The organism is Hymenobacter glacieicola (assembly GCF_014640315.1).
Lineage (GTDB): Bacteria > Bacteroidota > Bacteroidia > Cytophagales > Hymenobacteraceae > Hymenobacter > Hymenobacter glacieicola.
Window position 1 is genome coordinate 187,611 of record NZ_BMGS01000005.1, and the last position, 18,692, is coordinate 206,302.

The following is an 18,692-nucleotide window of genomic DNA, read 5'->3' on the forward strand; positions in this document are numbered from 1 at the left end:
CGTTCAGCTTCTCCTGCTCGCGCCATTAGCACATCAAACTCACCATTTCACTATTTCACCACTTCACTGATATGACCATCCTGTGTCCGATTGATTTTTCTGCTGCTACTGCTGCGGTGGTGAAGTACTCGGCGGCGCTGGCGGCGGGTACGGGGGCTGCGCTGCGGCTCCTGCACGTGCTGGAACCGCAGCCTACACCTGCCGTTGGCTTAGCGCATGATGTAACGCTGGCCCGGCAGCTGGCCGCGTGCCGCGAAACGGCTCAGGCCGCTGGCGCTCAGGTGGCTACCGTTATTCGGCACGGCGATGCTGCCCGCGAAATCGTAGAGGAAGCACGCCGCTACCCCACTGACATTATTGTGATTGGAGCGCACGGCCAAACGGGCCTTACCCGCTTTCTGATGGGGAGCACCGCCGAAACCGTCGTGCGAACGGCTGCCTGCGTGACCCTGCTGGTAAAGCCCGGCTGCCCCTCGGCCTACCGTCAATCAGCCTAGTTCCCCCAAGGTCCTTGTTCGCTGAACACAGGACCTGTTTTCCACCATCTGACAACGAACAACCAAGTACCCATATGGCAACTCCCGTTCAACACGATTCGACCGTAGCGCCTACCCCATCCGCGGCTCACGCGCCGGTAGTGGACGAGCAGCCCGAGGGCCGCTCCAAGCGCCCAATTATCTTTATCATTCTGGCCCTGGTACTGCTGGTGGGCGGCTACTTCGGCTGGCAGCGTTATCAGTTCGGCCAAACCCACGAAGAAACCGACGACGCCCAGGTAGAAGGCGACGTGTACCCCATTCTGCCCCGGGTATCGGGTCCGGTGCTGGAAGTGAAAGTAGAAGACAACCAGCCCGTTAAGAAAGGCGACGTGCTGGTAACCGTGGACCCGGCCGACTATCAGCAGCGCGTGAATGCTGCCGAAGCTGCCCTGGCCGCCGCCCAAGCCAACGTGGTAGCCGCCCGCGCCGCCGTAGGCACGGCTACCGCCAACGTTAGCACCGCCCAAACGACCATTGGGGTCAGTGAAGCCAACCGAGCCCGCTTACAGAAGGATCTGAAGCGCAGTGAGTTCCTACGCAAGGAAGACATCATCCCGCAAAGTGAGTACGACGCCGTGCAGGCCAACCTGAAATCAACGACGGCGCAGCGGGCTACGGCCCAGCAGCAGGTGCGCGTGGCTCAGCAGCAGGTAGAAGCGGCGCGGCAGCAGGTAGCCGTAGCGGAAGCCGTGGTAAAGCAGCGCCAAGCCGACTTGGATAACGCGCGTCTGCAGCTGAGCTATACTACCATCACGGCGCCCGCCAACGGCATCGTAAGCAAGAAGAACGTGCAACCTGGCCAGTTGGTGAGCCCTAACCAGCAGCTCATGGGCCTGGTAGCCAGCGGCAACACCTGGGTAATTGCCAACTTCAAGGAAACCCAGCTGGAAAACATGCGCGTGGGTCAGCCCGTGAACGTGGAGGTGGATGCCTACCCGAACGAGGAATTCTCGGGCAAAATCGAGTCGCTCTCGGCTGCTACCGGTGCCCGCTTCGCCCTGCTGCCCCCCGATAACGCCAGCGGCAACTTCGTGAAAGTAACCCAGCGCGTGCCCGTCAAAATCGTGCTCGACAAAGTGGACCCCGAACACCCCCTGCGCGCCGGCATGAGCGTCACCGCAACAGTTGCGGTGAAATAAGTTTTAGGGTAGGAGGGTGTGGGGGTAGGAGTTTAGGAGGGAATAGCTTCTTTATATTAAGGGGCATCTTTTTCTCTTCTAATCCTTTCCCGCGCCGTTTTTTCGGCTTTGCCAAGAATGGCCATAATAGCATTGGCCTCGCTGAGTAACTCATCGAGTTTGCCTACGGGCAAGGTGCCAGCCTCATTTAGCAATTCAAGCCACAAAACGGACTCATCAGCTTCTTCTAGGGCAATGTGCAGCTTGGCGGCAAATTCTCGTTGGGAGCGGGCTCGGCAGGCGGCCCGGTAATTTGCCGCTACTGACATACCGGCGCGTACTAGTTGTGCGCCAGCGGCCCGACAGGAAGGAGTTACCGGTAACCTGTCAGTCAGTTTCATTACCCGTAGCGCAAATGCTTTGATGCGCTGTCTAAACTCCTCCGCGAAGTCAAAATTGGATTGTGTATTCGGCATAACTCGATAGTCATTGCGTTTATGTGGAGCTAAAAAAGCTTAAACGCCGCTAATCCCCTCACGCCCTCCTACCCCCATACCCTCTTACCCTACCTAATGGAAACCGGATTTACCAAGTGGATCATCGTCATTACGGTGGTGATGTGCTGCTTGCTGGAGCTCATTGATACCAGCATCGTAAACGTGGCCCTGACCCAGATGATGGGCAACCTCTCGGCCACGCAGCAGGAAGTCAGCTGGGTAGTGGCCTCCTACGGCATTGCCAACGTGATTGTCATTCCCATGACGGGCTTCCTGGCCGAGCAGTTCGGCCGCAAAAACTACTACCTGTTCTCCGTGATTCTGTTCACGGTGGCCTCCATGCTCTGCGGGCAGAGCACCAACATCTGGGAGCTGGTGGCCTTTCGCTTTATCCAAGGCATTGGCGGGGGCGCCCTGATGGCTACTTCCCAGGCCATCCTCATCGACACCTTCCCGCCCAAGCAGCTGGCCCTGGGCCAGGCCCTGTTCGGGATGGGCGTAATTATCGGCCCCACCATCGGCCCCACGCTGGGCGGCTACATTGTGGATAACTACGACTGGCCCTGGATTTTCTACGTGAATGTGCCAGTGGGCATTCTGGCCTCCATTTTCACCGTGCTGTTTATCCGCGACCCGGAGCGCATCCGCAATGCTATACCGCGGCCCCTGCGCGAAATCGACTGGGCGGGTATCTTCCTGCTGATTCTGGGGGTAGGCTCCTTGCAACTGGTGCTGGAGCAGGGCGAAACTGAAGACTGGTTTGAGAGCCTGTACATCAACTTCTTCACCCTGATGGCCGTGGTAGGAATGGTAGGATTTATCTGGCGTGAGCTGACGGCCGAGCAACCCATTGTGGATTTGCGCGTGCTCACGCGCAGCCGCAACCTGGCCATTGGCGCGTTTCTGTCGTTTATTCTGGGCTTTGGGCTGTTTGCATCGGTGTTCGTATTCCCGATTTTCTGCCAGCGCATTCTGGGCTTCACGGCGGAGCAAACGGGCTACCTACTGCTACCCGGCGCCCTGCTTTCGGGCTTTATGATGCCGGTGGTGGGCAAGATGATTCAGGGCGGCGTGCCGCAGAAATACATTCTGCCCGTGGGTTTTACCATCTTCTTTATCTTCTCCTACTGGATGAGCACCCAGATTTCGCCCACGGCCGGCGAGAGTGACTTCTTCTGGCCCCTTATTCTGCGCGGATTCGGGCTGGCCCTGTTGTTTCTGCCCATTACCACCATGTCGTTGTCGGGCATTAGTGGCAAGGACGCCGGGCAGGCCGCCGGCCTTACCGGCATGATTCGCCAGTTGGGTGGCTCGTTCGGGGTGGCGCTGGTCGGAACCTACCTGGAGCGCTCCATTGCCCAGAACCGGGAGGGTATTTCCGCCAATGTTTCCCTCTACGACCCCGAAACCCAGCAGCGCCTGCAGGGCCTCACGGCCAGCTTCATGAGCAAAGGCGCCAGCTTCCTCGATGCCCAGCAGCAGGCCTACGCGGCCCTGGGCGGCATGATCATGAAGCAAACCTCCATTATCACCTATGCCCAAACCTTCCTGATGATTGGCGCCTTTTTCCTGCTCTGCCTCCCCCTGATGCTACTAGTGCAACGCCCCAAGCCCGGCGAAAAGGTAGACCTGAACGCCGCCCACTAGCGGCAAAACCGGAGAAATGTGTTTAACCACCGCATGCTTCACCACGCAAACGGCCCTGGCAGGTAGCTCCTGCCAGGGCCGTTTGCGTGGTAAGGAAGTTCCTGAAACTTTGCTAAAAAGCCCAGCCAATATTGAGGCCAGAGGATACTTTCAGCGGAATCTCTTTGTTCTGGGTACCGGTGTAAGCGCCGTGTTTGTCGTAGGTTTTTTCCGTTTTGTTGCGGTAGCCGAGCCCCGTAAACACATCAACCACGAAGTGCCGGCCCAGGATTTCCTGGAAGCCGAACAACAGGTTGTAGTTGTGATTGGTGGTGTTAATGCTGAAGCGGATGTCCAGATCTTTTACCTCGGAGCGGTAGGTAGCCGTTGTGTACGAGTAATGGGGCGAGAGGTAAAAGCCCTCGGGCGCCGACTTACGTTTGGTGAGGTAACGCTTGTACTGGAGCTGGAATCGGTGGCCTCGGGTGCGCGTTTCCACGTCGGTCCAGGCCACGTGGCCGTGCCCGTTGGCGAGCAGGGCGGAGGTAATGGTGGCGCTCAGAGCCGCACTGCCGATAAAGTTGAAAGGGTAGTTGGTACTCAGGTAAGAGTAACTGCCCATGATGCTGCTACGGCCGCTGACTACCCGCTCATACCCAACCCGCGACTCGACGGAAAAGGGCAATTGACCGTGTATCCAGCCCAGAGGGGCTAGCTTGATGAGGTTCTTTTTGGCCCCCGCTGCCTTGTCAGGCGACTGAGCCGCCGCTCCACCCGCCAGCAAACAAGCCATAACAAAAAGGCTACTCCAGCGGGTAGGTGCAGACAGGTTCATAAGAAACGGGAAAGGGTAGGAGTGAAACCAATACCGAAGACAGTAGAAATGAAAAAGCCCCCTACCAGACGCGGGCTAGAGCTTTAGGTAGATGGGTTGCCACCCGCGCACTGCACCAAGCAAACAGCCCCAGGCGCTGCTGTACCGAGCATGGCCTGGGGCTGGTGGGCAAGTAAGCGCTGACTGCTTATTAAACTACTGATACTGAATGTAGAGGGGCTTGGGCGTTAGCTCGCTCAACACCTCTTTGGGAGTCATGATGTGGTGGGGCTTGGGCCGGGCATCGTACTCGTAGAACAGCTTGAAACCCGTGTACTGAACCGGCTCCGTCTGGATGTAGTCGTGGTAGGAGTCCTTTTTCAGGGTCGGCTCGCCGTGGCCGTCCATGTGCATCACAATCTGCACGCGCGGGTCCAGTTTGATGTTTTTGTAGTTGGTAATCATCTTCCGGGTGAAGCGGTGCACCGTCAGGACTTTGGGCGGCAGCTTGTTTTCGCTCACGATGCGGGCCAGGAAGTTTACCGTAAAGTTTACATCCTTGGCGTCGAGGGTCCCAATTTTCTGGTTGGGCCGCACGCCGGGCATGGTGGAAAGCGAAAACTCCGGGTCGATGCCCAGGTGCACGATAGGGTCTTTCAGGTACTGCTCCAGCTTGGGCAGCTCGGCTTCCAGGGTGCTGTGGCCCGGCTGCACGTCCAGGAACAGGATGCAGTTGTGCTCCTTGGCCCAGCTGAGTACTTCCTCAATGGTGGCCTTGGAGTTCATCAGGCGCCACTTGCCATCCTTGCCGGGCGTGCCCTGAGCCGTGATGGTCACGTTGTGCAGGGCGGCCTGCACCGGAATCGAGGGGTCAGCCTCTTGCCATTCCTTCAGCACGCCCGCAAACTTGCGGAACATCTGCTCCTTGGGCTCCCGGCCCAGAATACCCATGCCCTTCGAGCGGATATTACCATAGAAAGCCACAATGCGGTGACCGGGCAGAATGGCGCCGGGCAGCTGGCCGTTTTTCTTGGCAATGGAGTCGGCCTTGAGCGAGTCGCGCTGCATGGCGGCCCGTTTCAGCGCTACGGTATCTACCACCACGGGCTTGGCCGAGTCAGCGGCGGCTGAGGGGTTTTCCGCGTCGGTGCCGGAGCGGGAGCCGCAGCCAGACAAGGTGGTGAGGGTAAAGGCGAGGCCCAGGGAAGCCAGCGCGGGGGCCGTCAGGCGGGTGAAGGTCCGGAAATAAGACACTGAAGGAAAACGGATTGAAGGCGAAAGGAGGCTCTAAGGTAGCGGGTTTCCGACTGAAAAGTGGAATGCAGGGTTCAGGTAGATTACCCGTGGCCCTTGTTTTCCTAAGGTTTTAATGGCTCGGGCAGTTACGCCAACGGCCACCCTGAACGCTCAGGATGGCCGTTGGGCTAAGCTAATCTTGCTAAACAAGGCGGCTTGATTACCGCAGGGAAAAAGTAATTGGCACGGTATACTCCACCGCTACCGGCTTGCCGTCCTGGATGCCAGGGGTCCAGGTGCCGGGCAAGGCCGCAACGGCATCGAGGGCGGCTTGCTCCATAGCCCGGCCAATAGCCTGCTGACCGGCCGCCAGATTCGGACCTTTTACTACTGCTACGCCCTCTGGCTTGCCGGAAGGCGGAATAATCATGTGAACAAAGACTTTGCCTTCCACCTTGGCCGCTACGGCCGAGGCCGGATACTTAATACGCTTACCTAAATCGGTGAGTAGCTGCACTTGGCCGCCGGGGTACTCCGGCATGTGGTCAACATAGAAATACACAGCCGGCGGGGGCGGCGGCGCGGGAGCATCGGGGGCCAAGGCAGGCGGCGGGGGAGGCGGCACCAGCAGGGCATCCTGGGCGGCCGACGTACTGGCTGGCTCAGCTGCTTTTTCACAGGCAACGGTCAGCAGCAGCACCGCCCCCAGGGGCAAGGCCAGCCACTGCTTCCAGCGCCGAATAGGGGAATGGGAAGTAAGCATACGGATACGGGTAAGGGTGAGGGATTGGGTAAAAGAATGGGTAAGCGGTAAATCGGGGTGGAGCTGGCGCAGGGCCAGGCGCGCCAGCAGCGCCGCGTATAACTCGGCGGCGGCCGTAGGGGCTACTGCGGCGGCGGCAGGAGTTAGCGCGGCCGAGTCGGCCAGAAATTCGTGGGTGGTTTCCAGGGCCCGCGGGTACAAATGCACGAAAGGGCAGGCCCAGAGCAGGGCCCGGGCCACTTCCAGCAGCAGCCGCTGCCGGGTGTGGCGCTGCTGCACGTGGGCCAGCTCGTGGGCCAGCACGGCCCCGGCCTCCGCGGGCGTGAGCAAAGCCGTTTCATCCCAGAATATCCAGCGCCCGAAGGAGCTAACCGGCCGCTGCCCACCCGTCAATATTAAGGTATAGCCTGGGCGCTTTTCCCGGGGCCAGCGGCGGGTAGCCAGCCACAGTTGCACTACCCGCAGGCCGAGCCGGGCTAACAGCGCCAGGGCCACCAGCAGGTACAGCAAGGGCAGCCAGGCCAGGAAATACGCGTCCGATAACCCCGGCCGAATGCCCGTGGCCGTGATGCGCACCGTTGGCAGCAGGCCCCCCGCCAGCAGAGAATTGCCCGCCGCACCGCCCCAGCGCGGGAGCAGCCCGGCCAGGGCTGGGGCCACAACCTCCAGCAGCCCGGGCAGCGCCAGCACCAGCCAGGGCGTCAGCAGCAAAAACAAGCCGTTGTACCGAAAGCACCGTTCCTGGCGTAGCGTGAGGTAGTAAAAGGCCCACCCCAGGCCTAGAAGCACGGTGCTTTGCAGCAGCCAGTTAAGCAGGGCGGTTGGAGTCGTCGGGAGTAGGAGCGTCAGCATCGGGGGGCGGGGTAGCAGAAGATGACTGGGCATGACGAAGCAGCTCATCGAGCTGCTGGGTATCGAGGTTTTCTTCTTTGGCAAAAAAGGAAACCAATCGGCTGAACGACCCGCCGAAGTAGCCGCCCAGCAGCTTGCGCAGGGAAAAGCGGCGGTACTCATCCTGGGCAATTAGGGGGTAGTAGCGGTGGGTGCGCCCAAAGGCCTCGTGGCCCACAAAGCCCTTTTGCTCCAGAATGCGGATGATGGTGGAAACGGTAGTGTAAGCCGGGGTAGGGGCGGGCAGCTCGGGCACCACGTCCTTCACGAAAGAAGGGCCGCGGAGCCAAAGCACCTGCATCACTTGTTCCTCGGCGCGGGTGAGCTCCGGAAAAGAAGAGTCAGACATGGAAGATGGGCTAGTATGATTCTAATGTATAACTATATATTTAGTTTTACAACTAATTATTTAGATAAATAAGTTTTGGGGTAGGCGGAGTATATAGTTTTATAAGCGGCGCCTGGCTTCAACGGAGTGCTGTTGCTTGGCAACCACCGCGTGGTTGGGTAGCCGTAGCGCAGCGGCTAAGAGTTGAGCTACTAGGTTGTACTGGGTCCGAAAAGCAGCAGGTGTCATCCCGAACGGCGCGCGGAATCTGGGCCAGCCCTTGGTTAGTAACCCAGATTTCTCCCTGCACATGGAATGACACGTGTTGCTTGTCGAGGTTTCTGACGCTGCTTGCCTTTCTGATGCGGGCAAGCAACTTGGGCCCCGGCTTAACCGGATAGTTGTTACTGCCGGGTACTCATTCGTTATATGTAGTATTCGCCCGGCTTGGTAGGGCGCTTGCTACGGTTCTGGTTGGTGGCACAAATAGTAGCCGATTGTACTGAAGCCGGAACAAGCCTGACTAGCAGCGGTGTTAAGCCCCCAGATCCTTCATTGTCAAAATCTTTCTCCGTGACTATACCTTCCTTGCGCCGCGCCCTGGCTCGTCCGGCCGGCAACTGGCTGTTGTGGCTGAGCATGTTGCTGCTAGTGGCTCCCAGCTGCAAAAGCAATTCGCCCGAGCCCGATACGGCTACCCCTACTGCGCCACCCACCGCGCCGGAGCCGGCTGCCACAGTACTGGTTGGCAGTACCCTCATCGGTGAATACAGCACTGCGACCCTGGCCGGACGGGTAGGCGACATTCCGTTGGTCGGCTCCCTAGCCCGCTTCCCCATTAAGGTGTACCGCCTTACCTATACCACCCGCAACACCGACGGCAAAGCCATTACCGCTTCGGGCGCCATTCTGGTGCCGGTTACCACCCAGGCCCTGCCCGTAATCAGCTACCAGCACGGCACGCTGCGGCCCGATGACGAAGACCGCGCCCCTTCTTACTACAGCTCCGGCAGCGAGTTGTGGTCGGCGGTGTCGGTGCTGGCTTCCACGGGCTACGTGGTGTCGGCCCCCGACTACATCGGGTACGGCGCGTCCAAGGCCCATCCTCACCCCTACGAGCACGGCGCTTCCCTGGCCTCCGCCTCGGCCGATATGCTGCGGGCCGCCCGGGAGTTCTGCAAGCAGCAGAAGATTGCCGTGAATCAGAAGAACTTCCTGCTGGGTTACTCGGAGGGCGGCTACGCTACCATGGCCCTGCACAAGCTGCTGGAGGAAAAATACGCCGCCGAGCTGCCGGTAACGGCCAGCGCCCCCGGCGCGGGTGCCTACCATAAAACGGCCTTTGCTAAGTATATTCTTATGTCAAATCAGCCGCTGAATTTCCTCAGCACCTACGTGTGGGTCCTGACGACCTACAACCGCGTGTACAACCTGAACCGGCCGCTGTCGGCGTATTTTAAGGAGCCCTACGCCACACGCCTGCAGGCCGATCCGTTCAGTGCCGTGCCCAGCCTGCCGTCCCAGCTTTTTGCCGATTCCTTTAAGCAGGCAGTGCTCAACAACACCGATGCGCCTCTCTCGGCCGCCTTCCGCGACAACGACCTCCATGACTGGCAGCCCAAAGCGCCCCTCGCTCTGTTCCACGGCACCGCCGACGACTACGTGCCCTTCTTCAACTCCCAGGATGCCTACAACGCCATGCGGGCCCGCGGCGCCACTCAGGTGCAGCTAAAACCCATTCAGGGCGGTAACCACTTTACCTCGGTGGGCACCTACACGCTCCAAGCCTTCGCCTTTATCTCTCAGTACTAGAACACTCGTTAGTCTTAAATCAAAAAAACGGCCTGCTGAAGTAGCAGTCCGTTTTTTTATGCGCTAAGAAGTTAAGAATGAATAGCCGTTGGTTTTTCGGAACTGGGCGCTCCTGCTTGCCGGGCCCAGGCTCCGCTGAGAGCAGCCAGCCCACCCACCAGCCCGGCCAACAATCCACTTACCGCGGCCAGCGCCCAGCCACTGCCTCCCAGCGGCAGCAACGTAGCCACCTTAGTGGCCAGCAGGCCCGCGCCGTGCGTATTTAGCCAGGCCGCCGGAAGCCACCAGCTCAGGCCTACCCCCAGCAAGCCCGCCAGAAACGCCCGGCCTCCGCTAATTCCGCGCCACGCGGCCAGTAGCAGGCAAACCGGAACCACGCTCCACCACGGCAGTAGTAGCTGGGCCAGCGAGGACAGCACAAAAATCATAAGGACTAAAAACCAGAAGCGGGACATGCGGGAAAGAGGTAAGTCAAAAGGAAGATGAAAGCAAATTGCTGGTGCTTGCTAGCTACTCTAGCCGCCAGGCGGCGCGCAGGCGCGGGTGGTTTTCATCGGCGGCCCGCAGAAACACCAGCTCATCGAGCTGGCCTACCCGCCAGGTTTCAATCATGTCGTCGTAGTAAGCCGAGGCGGGGTTGCCGCTCTGGCCCCCGGGGAAGATGCCATAGGCCTTTACCTGCGGCCCCAGGGCCACCACCATGCGCCAGGAAGGCCCGTTGCGGGGGCCAGTAGCATTCACGCTCACGGGGCTGCCGCCGCAGGCAATGTCCTGGCGCCCGAAGCCAGTGAGGTTGGCCAGGTGGTTGATGTCGGTGCTTTTCTGGTTGGTCCAGCCCCACTTTGGGCCCAGGGGGCCAAACTTGCGCGTCAGGGAGTCGGTGGCAAAGCGGAAAGATTCCAGGGCCAACTGGGGTAGGGTTTCGCGAATGGGCGTGCGGTGGTCATCTATCCAGCGGCTGGTGTCTTGGCGCAGTAGCAGCTCCTGAGTACGAGCCCTGGAGGGGTAGCGCATTTCCAGCCCCGTTGCCTCGCTCCCAAATTCATCGTCCCACACTCGCTCTACCAATTTCGTGTACCACAGCTCAAAAATGCTGGGACTGATAGCCTGGGCCTGGTAGTGGTAGTTCCAGCCGCGTAGCTCGGCGTACGCCCGTTGCTGGGCCGGTGAAAGCTGCGCGCCCGCCAGCAACGACAAAAGCCGGGGCAGCAGCTGCCGCGCCGTGATGCCCAGGTTGTCGTTTTGCAGCAGGCGCAGGCTGTCGGGGGTAGCGCCCCGCATACGGGCCAGCCGCTCATTGATGCGGTGGCCCCGGTCCGAGGGGGCATAGTCCCAGCCAAGGTAGTAGGGGTAGTCGAGGCCCGCGGAGGGCTGGTTGGCCGACGACACGAAGCCCCGGGCCGGGTCTTTCACGTGCGGGTTCTGCTCCATCGGAATCCAGCCCTGCCAATCGTAGCGCGCATCCGTGCCGTCGAGGATGAACTTGCCTTGGTCGGGCCACTTCAGCGGGAAGTGGCCGTTGGGCTGAATGGCAATTTCATTGCGGTTGTCGGCGAAGATAAAGTTCTGGGCCGGCGAGCCGTAGGTGCGCAGGGCGCGGCGGTAATCCTGGTAGGAGCGGGCGTGATTGAGCCCGTAGAAGGCCTGCACCTCGTTGGCCCCGTCGTGGGCCGTCCAGCGCATGGCGTGCTGGATGGGCGTCTGCTTGTTGAAAACCGGCTCGTTCTGGTCGTACACCACCGGGCCGTGGTGGGTGTACAGGACGGTATCGAGTCGGTCAGGCTGGCCGCGCACAACAATACGTTCCACTACCCGGCGCACGGGTTTCCACTTGCCATCGTGCCAGTACTGGCGGCGGCTGGCATCCCGAAACTTGAGTTGGTACCAGTCCAGCACGTCGCCGCCCACGTTGGTCACGCCCCAAGCCACGTCCGGGTTAAAGCCGATGATAACGGCGGGCGCGCCCGGAATGGTCACGCCGTACACGTTCTGGCCGGGGGCGTGCAGCTGCACCTGGTACCAGATGCTGGGCAGGTTCAGCTGCAGGTGCGGGTCGTTGGCCAGCAGGGGCAGGCCCGAGGCCGAGCGGCTGCCGGCCACGGCAAAGTTGTTGGAGCCCAGCTCCGGGTCGGGTTCCTGCTGGGGCAGGCGGCCCGTCAGGGCCGCCGTGAAGGAAGGCGGCGTAGCCGGTGTGGGCAGAGGCTTGTATTCCAGGGGCGTACCGGTAGGCACAATAGCATCTTCGCGGTTTGGGTAGTCCGGAAACAGATCCTGCACCACCTGCGGGCCGTATTTGCGCAGAATATTGCTCATGCGCAGGTCGTCGGAGCGGCCGCTCAGGTCCCAGGCCATTAGCTTAAGCAGCAGGGCACACTTCAGGGGCTGCCAGGGTTCAGGGGCGTAGTCGAGCAGCTTGTACTCGAAGGGGTAGTCCTGGGGCGCCAGACGGGTGATGTACGCATTGACGCCCTCAGAATATGACTCCAGCACCACGCGGGTAGTGTCGTTGCGCAGCATGGAGTGCAAGGAGTTTTCGGCCCCGTACGGCAAGCCCATGCGCCGCTGAAACCGGTCGTACTCCAGGGCCTTGGGCCCTACCACCTCCGAAATGCGTCCGGCGGCCACCCGCGTCATGAACTCCATTTGCCAGAGCCGGTCCCGGGCCGTGAGGTAGCCCTGGGCGTAATACAGGTCGTGGTCGTTCTGGGCAAAGATGTGGGGCACCCGCCGGTCATCAAACCGCACCCGGACGGGCTGGTGCAGGCCGGGCAGCGTAAGGGTTTGCTGGGCCGGAAAATCGTCGGCCGTTTCACCGTTCTGCCAGAAGCCCTGGTACGGACTGAGCAGGCGAGCTACCGGCGGCACGTCGCCGTGCTTGGTGTTCAGAACCCAAGTCAGGGTAAGCGTGACGAGCAGGGCCAGACCAGGCCCAAGGAAACGTAGCATACGCAGATAACGAAGTCTAAAGCCTACCCAACATCCGACGAAAAAAGCCGGCGCGCAACTACTGAGTGCATTGCGCACCGGCTTTCCCGAAGCTGAGCGGATTACTGAGCCGGAATGGTCGCTTGCTTACCTCGTAGGAACACGGCCAAGCCCGCCCGTATGTCCAGCAGCCCGATAGTGCGCTCAGGACCATTGGTGTCGCGCCGGTAGCCCGCCGTAATTTCTAGAGCAGCTCCGGGCGTCAGAAAATAATTGTACCCCAGCGCTGCTCCAAAAGCAGAATCATGGCTTTTGGCTTTCCGCTCGTCGTCTTCGCCGGTATTGTAGTCGATGGTTACCCGGGAACTTGTCCAAACCACGCCCCCTTGTGCCTGCCCAAAGAAACGGTGAGACCCGGTACCAGGCAGGTAATAGCGCACAAACGGCAATAAGCCCAACGTGGTGGTATGGCCCCGATATTTTTGAGTTGAGTTGTCGAACGACAGCCGCTCATAGCCCACCTGCACGCCAGTACCCAACAAAAGATTATCGGCCAGAAAGATACCAGCCGTTGGATACACATTCACAGCCAATTCGTTGCTGCCACCGTCGTTGCGGTAGCTCAGATTACCTACGTTAGCTCCTAAATAAGTGCTGCTCTTTTCGGTTTGTGCGAAGGCCGTGCCCACTAGCATACTGCTCAGCCCAAGTAGTAATATCTTTTTCATTGAAAAAAGTGGATATATAAGAATTGCTAAATCTAAAGAACAAGCGGTGTAATGAGAACGGCTGCCCGCAAAAAAGCCGCTGACCCGAGGGGCCAGCGGCTTTTTGCGTAGGTCGGAAAAGGAAGAATAGCTTACAAGTTCTCGCCCTGCCGGACTAGCCCGGCAATGCCGAGGCGGGCCAGGCGCTGCCGCACTACGTCGGCTTCGGCCTGGGTAGCAAAGCGGCCGACCACCACCCGGTTCAGGGCGCGGCCATCGGGGGCGCTGGCGGCTACGGTTGTAACCAGCAGTTGAGGCTCGGCGCCCTGGATTTTTTCCAGCACGGCCCGGGCGTTGCGGGCATCGCCAAAGGTGCCGGCCTGAATAATAAAGGTGGCGGTGGGCTCGGGCGTAACGGCTACGTCCTGGGCCTCTGAGGAGCCCGCCCGAATATCAGTGAGCAAGCCAACGGTTACCGTCGAGTCGGAAGCCAGCGTGGCCAGGTCCGCGGGGGCATCCGTGGGGCCCAGGGGCGTTTCGGGAGCTACTACCTCCGCAACCACCGAAACGGCGCCGTGGGTTACAATGCCCAGGGGGCGGGCCGCTACCTCCGACAAGTCAAGGATGCGCTGGTGGCGGAACGGTCCGCGGTCCGTGACGCGTACTACTACCGATTTGCCAGTAGTAGGATTAGAAACGCGCAGCTTGGTGCCAAAAGGCAAGGTTTTGTGGGCGCAGGTGTACTTGTTTCGGTCGAACCGCTCACCGTTGCTGGTGCGGTGACCCTGATGTTCGCGGCCGTACCAGGAGGCTCGGCCACGGAGGACGGTCGCCTTTTTAGCAGCGGCCGCGGGGGCTTTTTCATCTTCACATACGCGCATCGAACGGGCCGAGACCGAGAAGGCCGTCAGCAGCACGAAGAGCATGGCCGTCATCAAGCCCGAGATGTGCAGTCGTAGATTCAACTTCATCCATTCTCATTGGTTGGTGAGTAAGACAAAGCTAGAAGCGTCAGTTTAACCAAGGTCCCGATAGGTCCCGTATAAGAGGTGGGCTGTAATCAAGAATTGACCTTTTCTAATAAATTTTGCATTTAAATAATCAATTATATCGGTACGAAATACCTGATTGTGTTTACCTAAGTCGGGTTTTGCACTCTTTTTAGTTGTTTTCCGAGCCTGGTTTGAAATAAGACTATCTGCCGGTTAAAAAATTTTGGCTTTCGGGCTGGCAGATGCCTTGGCGAGGGGTTGCAAAAGTCGCGGAAATATGCTAAGCACTAGTTTAGGATTACAACCTGGGGGCCAGGGTAGTGGTACGCTTTTACGGCGCTTTCGCCGTACCTTCGGGAATGGATTTTGGCCGCCTTTCCGACCTGCGTTACGTTGATTTTCGCCTGTCCCCCGACCACCCCGAAACTCCGGTGGTACTGGCCCGGGCGCTGGCCGGGCAGCCGGCGCCTCCGGCCGTGTACGTGGGTTGCCCCATCTGGACCAATAAGGCCTGGCTGGGGAGCTACTTTCCCCTGGGCATCCGGGATGCCGACTACCTGCACCACTACGGGCGGCAGTTCAACAGTATAGAGCTGAATACCACCCACTACCGCATCCCCGACGCAACTACCGTGCGCCGCTGGCGGGAGGCCGTGCCCGCTACCTTCCGGTTTTGCCCCAAGCTTCCCCAAATCATCAGCCACGACCGGGCGCTGTATAATGCCGATGAGCTGACGTTGAGCTTCTGCCGGGCCATTGAAGGTCTGGGGTCCACGCTCGGCCACGCGTTTCTGCAGCTGCCGCCCACCTTCGGGCCGGAGCACCTGCCGCGGCTGGAGCGCTACCTCCTCGACTTTCCCGACTACGTGCCCCTGGCCGTGGAGCTGCGCCATCCGGCCTGGTTTGCCAATCAGGAGCTGCTGGCTTCGGTTACGGCCATGCTGGAGGCATTAAACAAGCCACTCGTAATCAGTGATGTAGCTGGCCGTCGCGACGCCCTGCACATGCGCCTGACCACGCCGGTAGCCTTCGTCCGGCTCAATGGGCACGGGCTGGTTGACTCCGACTTTCGCCGCGCCGACGACTGGGCCGCGCGCATTGCCGGGTGGTTGGAAGCCGGGCTGCACACGGCTTATGTATTTGTTCATCAGAAAGATATTATGCACTCTCCTATTTGGGCCGAGCACTTCTTGCGCCGCCTGCACGAGCTGACGGGCATGGCCGTGCAGCCGCCCCGCGTGATTCCGCAACCCGTGCAGGGCAGCTTGTTCTAAAAAGAAGCAGGGCCTTCAACTACTTGCTGTCGAAGGCCCTGCTTCTTAAGCCCTACCTACAAAGCTTGATTTGCTTGTCATTTTGAGCGGGAACGAAGAAGCTGGGTTACTCACGAGAGGCTAATCCAGATGTCTCGTCGGCACTTAAGGCACAGAATGCTCGGAATCACGGCGAACGGGCGGATGAATTTCTGGGGTGTCCTACTTATTAGAAGTAAGCCGGCTCCCTAAGCTAAACTTAATGCCGATTTCAGGGGCAAAGCTGGTGCGGGTTCGGGAAGAGGCCGGGTTAAATCCTCCGGCGTAATAATACAGCCGCTCGCGGGCTAGTCCGGCGCCCACGTAGGCATCAAACAAGCCGTATTTCCCAATGCGGCGTTGCATGCCCCATAATAAGGTTAGGGTGGAGTAGCGGTAGGGCAAGCCGACCAGGTAGGAATTAAACAGCGAAGTACTTTGCAGGGCCACGTAGTTGCCTACGAACGACCCCGCCACCCGGCCCTGGCGCTGGCGCTTTTCCTGACCGTAGTAATAGCGTAGGCCGGCATCAAAGCCAAAATCGCCCAGCACGGAGGCGCGGGAACCATCGGAGCGGCGCGAGGGCCGGCCCAGGTTAAAGCCGCTGAAGGCGTTACCGTACACGGATACGGCCGGGCTAAGGTGATGCTCAGCCCCAAGTACCAACGGAACGGAAGGCCCTGAGTAACCACCCACCGAAAAGCCCCGGGTAACGCCGGTGCCAAGCTTTAGCAAGATGCCACTGCCTTGTGCCGTAGCCGACGTGGCTCTGGCCGCGGTATCGGGCGCCTGGGCGGCAGCCAGTTGCGTAGATAAACAGAACACACTAGCAGCCAGAATGCTGCGCATTATGAAGGATGGCTTACGCATAGGGTAGAAGTAGAGAGGGAATCAGCGGGAGGAGTTTCAGCCGTTGTTAATAGTTGCACGTAGCAGGGAATGAAGTAAAAAAGAAGGCGAAACCTCAACCATTCGCCCGGCAAAACCAGTACCTTCAAGTATGCCCCGCCGGGGCCTTTCCTGCCATATGAAATTTCTACCCTTCCTGTGTGTCGCCTCGGGGCTAAGCTGGCTGACCTTGTCCGCAACCGGACAATCGGCCGCTGCCCCGGCCGCCACTCCCCCCGATTCGGAAACGCACTGCCTGCTAGTACCCCTCGACCCCGCCGCCCGCGTGGCCCGCGTGCCCCTGATTGTAGAGGCGGAGGTGCTCGATGCGCAAGGCTTCCGGGCCGCCAACGGCCGTATTTACACCCGCCATCAGCTGCGGGTATACAAGCAGCTGAAAGGCGCCGCGCCCGCTCAGCTCACCGTAGTAACCGAAGGCGGCACCGTCGGCCTCGACCGGCAGGCGCTCACCAACACCCTCGCGCTCAGCGTGGGCCAGCAGGGCGTCTTCTTCCTGGAAGCAGCATCTTTCCCGGGCGTGCCGGCCGGGGCTGAGTGGGCCGTGTACGCCAGCGAGCAAGGCTTTATCGAGTACGATTTGCGCACGGGCACCGCCGCCGAGCCCTTTCGCCGCTACCCGACCCTCACCCCGGCTTTCTACCAAACCGTGGCCGGCGCCGCCCCCCGGGAAATTACGCCCAACAAGGCCCTGCAAGCTGCCCTAACCCACCGGGCTACCCCGGCTGGAGCCGCCAAAGTGCTGGCGCCCGTAGTGGTGGGCCTGTCGCCAACCAGCCTGACGGCCGGTACCGGCGCGGTGCTCACCATCACCGGCACGGGCTTTGGGGCCGCGCGGGGTAGCGGTTCCGTGCAGTTCCGCAATGCCGATGACGGCGGGGCTACTTTTACCAGAGTTAACGACGACGATTACGTAAGCTGGTCCGACACCCAGATTCAGGTGCGCGTGCCTTCCTCCAGCGCCACGGGCAACCCCGCGGGCACCGGCCCGGTGCGGGTTACGGCAGCCGACCAGCTGGTAGTAACCAGCCTGCAATCAGTGCAGATTGTGTACGCGGCCTCCAATGTGCAGGACAACCGCACCCGGCAGCGCGTGGTGCCCGCCCACCGCGGCCAAAACGACAACGGGGGCATCTCGTTTCGGTTTGAAACCGCCTTCACGGCCAATACGGCGGCCAGTGCCGCCTGGCAACGGGCGTTGGCTACCTGGCGCTGCCAGACCGGCATCAACTGGGAAGTAGGAGCCCCCCGCACCAACCGCGGCGCTACTGACGATGGCGAAAACGCCGTGGGCTTTGATAGTGGCACGGAGCTACCCGCCAACGTGCTGGGCCGCACTACCAGCTACTACCGGGGCTGCTACCTGACCAATGGAAACGTAGTTTTCTACGTGGACGAGATAGATATGCAGTTTGATGACGCCACGAACTGGCAATTCGGACCAGGGAATCCGGCCACTTCACAAATCGACTTTGAGTCGGTGGCCGTGCATGAGTTGGGCCACGCCCAGCAGCTTTCCCACCTGATTCTGCCCAGCGCCGTGATGCACTACGCCATTGCCCGCGGGCAGCGCAGCCGGGTGCTGGCCGCGGCCAGTGATATTGCCGGGGGACGTTACGTGCTGCGCACTAGAAGCTTTCAGCCGCCAATTTGTGAGGTAGGCGCCATGCTGCCGGCCCCGCTAACGCGCCAGAGCGCCAGCTTTGTGGCGGGCATTGGTACCACCGTGCAATGGTCGACCGAGAACGAATGTTTCCTGACTGGCTTTGTGGTGGAGCGGGCCTCGGCCGACACTACCGCCGGCTGGCGACAGGTAGGTACCGTAGCGGCGGGCTCGGCCACGGGTCAGTACCGCCTGCTTGATGCGCAGGCGCCGGCCGGCCTGAACTACTACCGCCTCCGCCTGCGCCGCCCCGATAACAGCCTAGACACTGCCGTGCCCGTTGGCGTCACCGACGATGCAACCGCCGTCAACACCCTCCAGATTTTCCCCAACCCCCTGACCGGCAATGGCACGGAGCTAAACCTGCAGTACATCGGCGCCACGGGTGGTACGCTCACCGTCCGCTTCTACGATGCCGTGGGGCGCTACCTGGGAGGGTCGTTGGTTAACTATCAAACAGGGCTCAACCGGCTAAGGGTACTACCCCCACCAATCCGCCAAGGCTACTACCTGGTGCGCTGGAACGACTCCAACGGCCCGAAAGGTATGGTTCCGCTGATAAAAATCGAGTAATCAGCGCTCA

General features: G+C 60.3%; 16 protein-coding genes. 6 read left to right on the plus strand and 10 right to left on the minus strand.

Annotation, left to right across the window (positions count from 1 at the left end; translation table 11 throughout):
* Positions 1–71 precede the first annotated feature (71 nt).
* The gene (locus tag IEW18_RS10800; RefSeq protein ID WP_188557860.1) at positions 72–497 is read left to right on the plus strand and encodes a universal stress protein; all 426 of its coding nucleotides are present in this window, start codon (positions 72–74) and stop codon (positions 495–497) included.
* A gap of 74 nt (positions 498–571) precedes the next feature.
* Positions 572–1,678 carry an HlyD family secretion protein gene (locus tag IEW18_RS10805; protein WP_188557861.1) on the plus strand — a complete coding sequence of 369 codons (1,107 nt, stop codon included), beginning with the start codon at positions 572–574 and terminating at the stop codon, positions 1,676–1,678.
* A 56-nt stretch (positions 1,679–1,734) separates the two neighbouring features.
* Here the strand turns inward: IEW18_RS10805 and IEW18_RS10810 are convergent, their stop codons facing one another.
* Positions 1,735–2,133, minus strand: a complete 399-nt coding sequence (locus IEW18_RS10810; RefSeq protein ID WP_188557862.1) for a four helix bundle protein — start codon at positions 2,131–2,133, stop codon at positions 1,735–1,737.
* A 96-nt stretch (positions 2,134–2,229) separates the two neighbouring features.
* On the opposite strand from IEW18_RS10810, the gene IEW18_RS10815 reads away from it, so the two are divergent.
* Positions 2,230–3,801, plus strand: coding sequence for a DHA2 family efflux MFS transporter permease subunit (locus IEW18_RS10815; protein ID WP_188557863.1), 1,572 nt, complete (start codon positions 2,230–2,232; stop codon positions 3,799–3,801).
* Between the two features lie 112 nt (positions 3,802–3,913).
* Here the strand turns inward: IEW18_RS10815 and IEW18_RS10820 are convergent, their stop codons facing one another.
* From IEW18_RS10820 to IEW18_RS10835, 4 genes are all read right to left on the minus strand, one after another.
* Positions 3,914–4,615, minus strand: coding sequence for a hypothetical protein (locus tag IEW18_RS10820; RefSeq protein ID WP_188557864.1), 702 nt, complete (start codon positions 4,613–4,615; stop codon positions 3,914–3,916).
* A 195-nt stretch (positions 4,616–4,810) separates the two neighbouring features.
* Entirely contained in the window at positions 4,811–5,848 is a 1,038-nt protein-coding gene (locus tag IEW18_RS10825) for a hypothetical protein (RefSeq protein WP_188557865.1), read from the minus strand.
* Between the two features lie 202 nt (positions 5,849–6,050).
* The gene (locus tag IEW18_RS10830; RefSeq protein WP_188557866.1) at positions 6,051–7,445 is read right to left on the minus strand and encodes an energy transducer TonB; all 1,395 of its coding nucleotides are present in this window, start codon (positions 7,443–7,445) and stop codon (positions 6,051–6,053) included.
* Positions 7,402–7,833: a BlaI/MecI/CopY family transcriptional regulator gene (locus IEW18_RS10835; RefSeq protein WP_188557867.1), complete on the minus strand. Its 432-nt coding sequence runs from the start codon at positions 7,831–7,833 to the stop codon at positions 7,402–7,404. The genes IEW18_RS10830 and IEW18_RS10835 overlap by 44 nt, the downstream gene beginning before the upstream one ends.
* A gap of 552 nt (positions 7,834–8,385) precedes the next feature.
* Here IEW18_RS10835 and IEW18_RS10840 point away from each other — a divergent pair.
* Positions 8,386–9,624, plus strand: a complete 1,239-nt coding sequence (locus IEW18_RS10840; RefSeq protein ID WP_229728698.1) for an alpha/beta hydrolase family protein — start codon at positions 8,386–8,388, stop codon at positions 9,622–9,624.
* Between the two features lie 71 nt (positions 9,625–9,695).
* On the opposite strand, the gene IEW18_RS10845 is transcribed toward IEW18_RS10840, so the two are convergent.
* The 4 genes from IEW18_RS10845 to IEW18_RS10860 all read right to left on the minus strand — a co-directional run bounded on the left by IEW18_RS10845 (position 9,696) and on the right by IEW18_RS10860 (position 14,227).
* Positions 9,696–10,079 carry a hypothetical protein gene (locus IEW18_RS10845; protein ID WP_188557868.1) on the minus strand — a complete coding sequence of 128 codons (384 nt, stop codon included), beginning with the start codon at positions 10,077–10,079 and terminating at the stop codon, positions 9,696–9,698.
* Between the two features lie 55 nt (positions 10,080–10,134).
* Positions 10,135–12,570 (minus strand): penicillin acylase family protein, encoded by a 2,436-nt coding sequence (locus IEW18_RS10850; RefSeq protein WP_188557869.1) that lies wholly within the window; start codon positions 12,568–12,570, stop codon positions 10,135–10,137.
* Positions 12,571–12,671: 101 nt separating this feature from the next.
* Positions 12,672–13,277 carry an outer membrane beta-barrel protein gene (locus IEW18_RS10855; protein ID WP_188557870.1) on the minus strand — a complete coding sequence of 202 codons (606 nt, stop codon included), beginning with the start codon at positions 13,275–13,277 and terminating at the stop codon, positions 12,672–12,674.
* A 131-nt stretch (positions 13,278–13,408) separates the two neighbouring features.
* A complete protein-coding gene (locus IEW18_RS10860) occupies positions 13,409–14,227 on the minus strand; it encodes a septal ring lytic transglycosylase RlpA family protein (protein WP_188557871.1) in 819 nt (272 codons plus the stop codon).
* A gap of 380 nt (positions 14,228–14,607) precedes the next feature.
* On the opposite strand from IEW18_RS10860, the gene IEW18_RS10865 reads away from it, so the two are divergent.
* Positions 14,608–15,522: a DUF72 domain-containing protein gene (locus IEW18_RS10865; RefSeq protein WP_188557872.1), complete on the plus strand. Its 915-nt coding sequence runs from the start codon at positions 14,608–14,610 to the stop codon at positions 15,520–15,522.
* Positions 15,523–15,723: 201 nt separating this feature from the next.
* On the opposite strand, the gene IEW18_RS10870 is transcribed toward IEW18_RS10865, so the two are convergent.
* Positions 15,724–16,410 (minus strand): hypothetical protein, encoded by a 687-nt coding sequence (locus tag IEW18_RS10870; RefSeq protein ID WP_188557873.1) that lies wholly within the window; start codon positions 16,408–16,410, stop codon positions 15,724–15,726.
* Positions 16,411–16,567: 157 nt separating this feature from the next.
* Here IEW18_RS10870 and IEW18_RS10875 point away from each other — a divergent pair, with 157 nt between their 5' ends.
* Positions 16,568–18,682, plus strand: a complete 2,115-nt coding sequence (locus IEW18_RS10875) for a matrixin family metalloprotease (protein WP_188557874.1) — start codon at positions 16,568–16,570, stop codon at positions 18,680–18,682.
* The last annotated feature ends 10 nt before the right edge of the window (positions 18,683–18,692 follow it).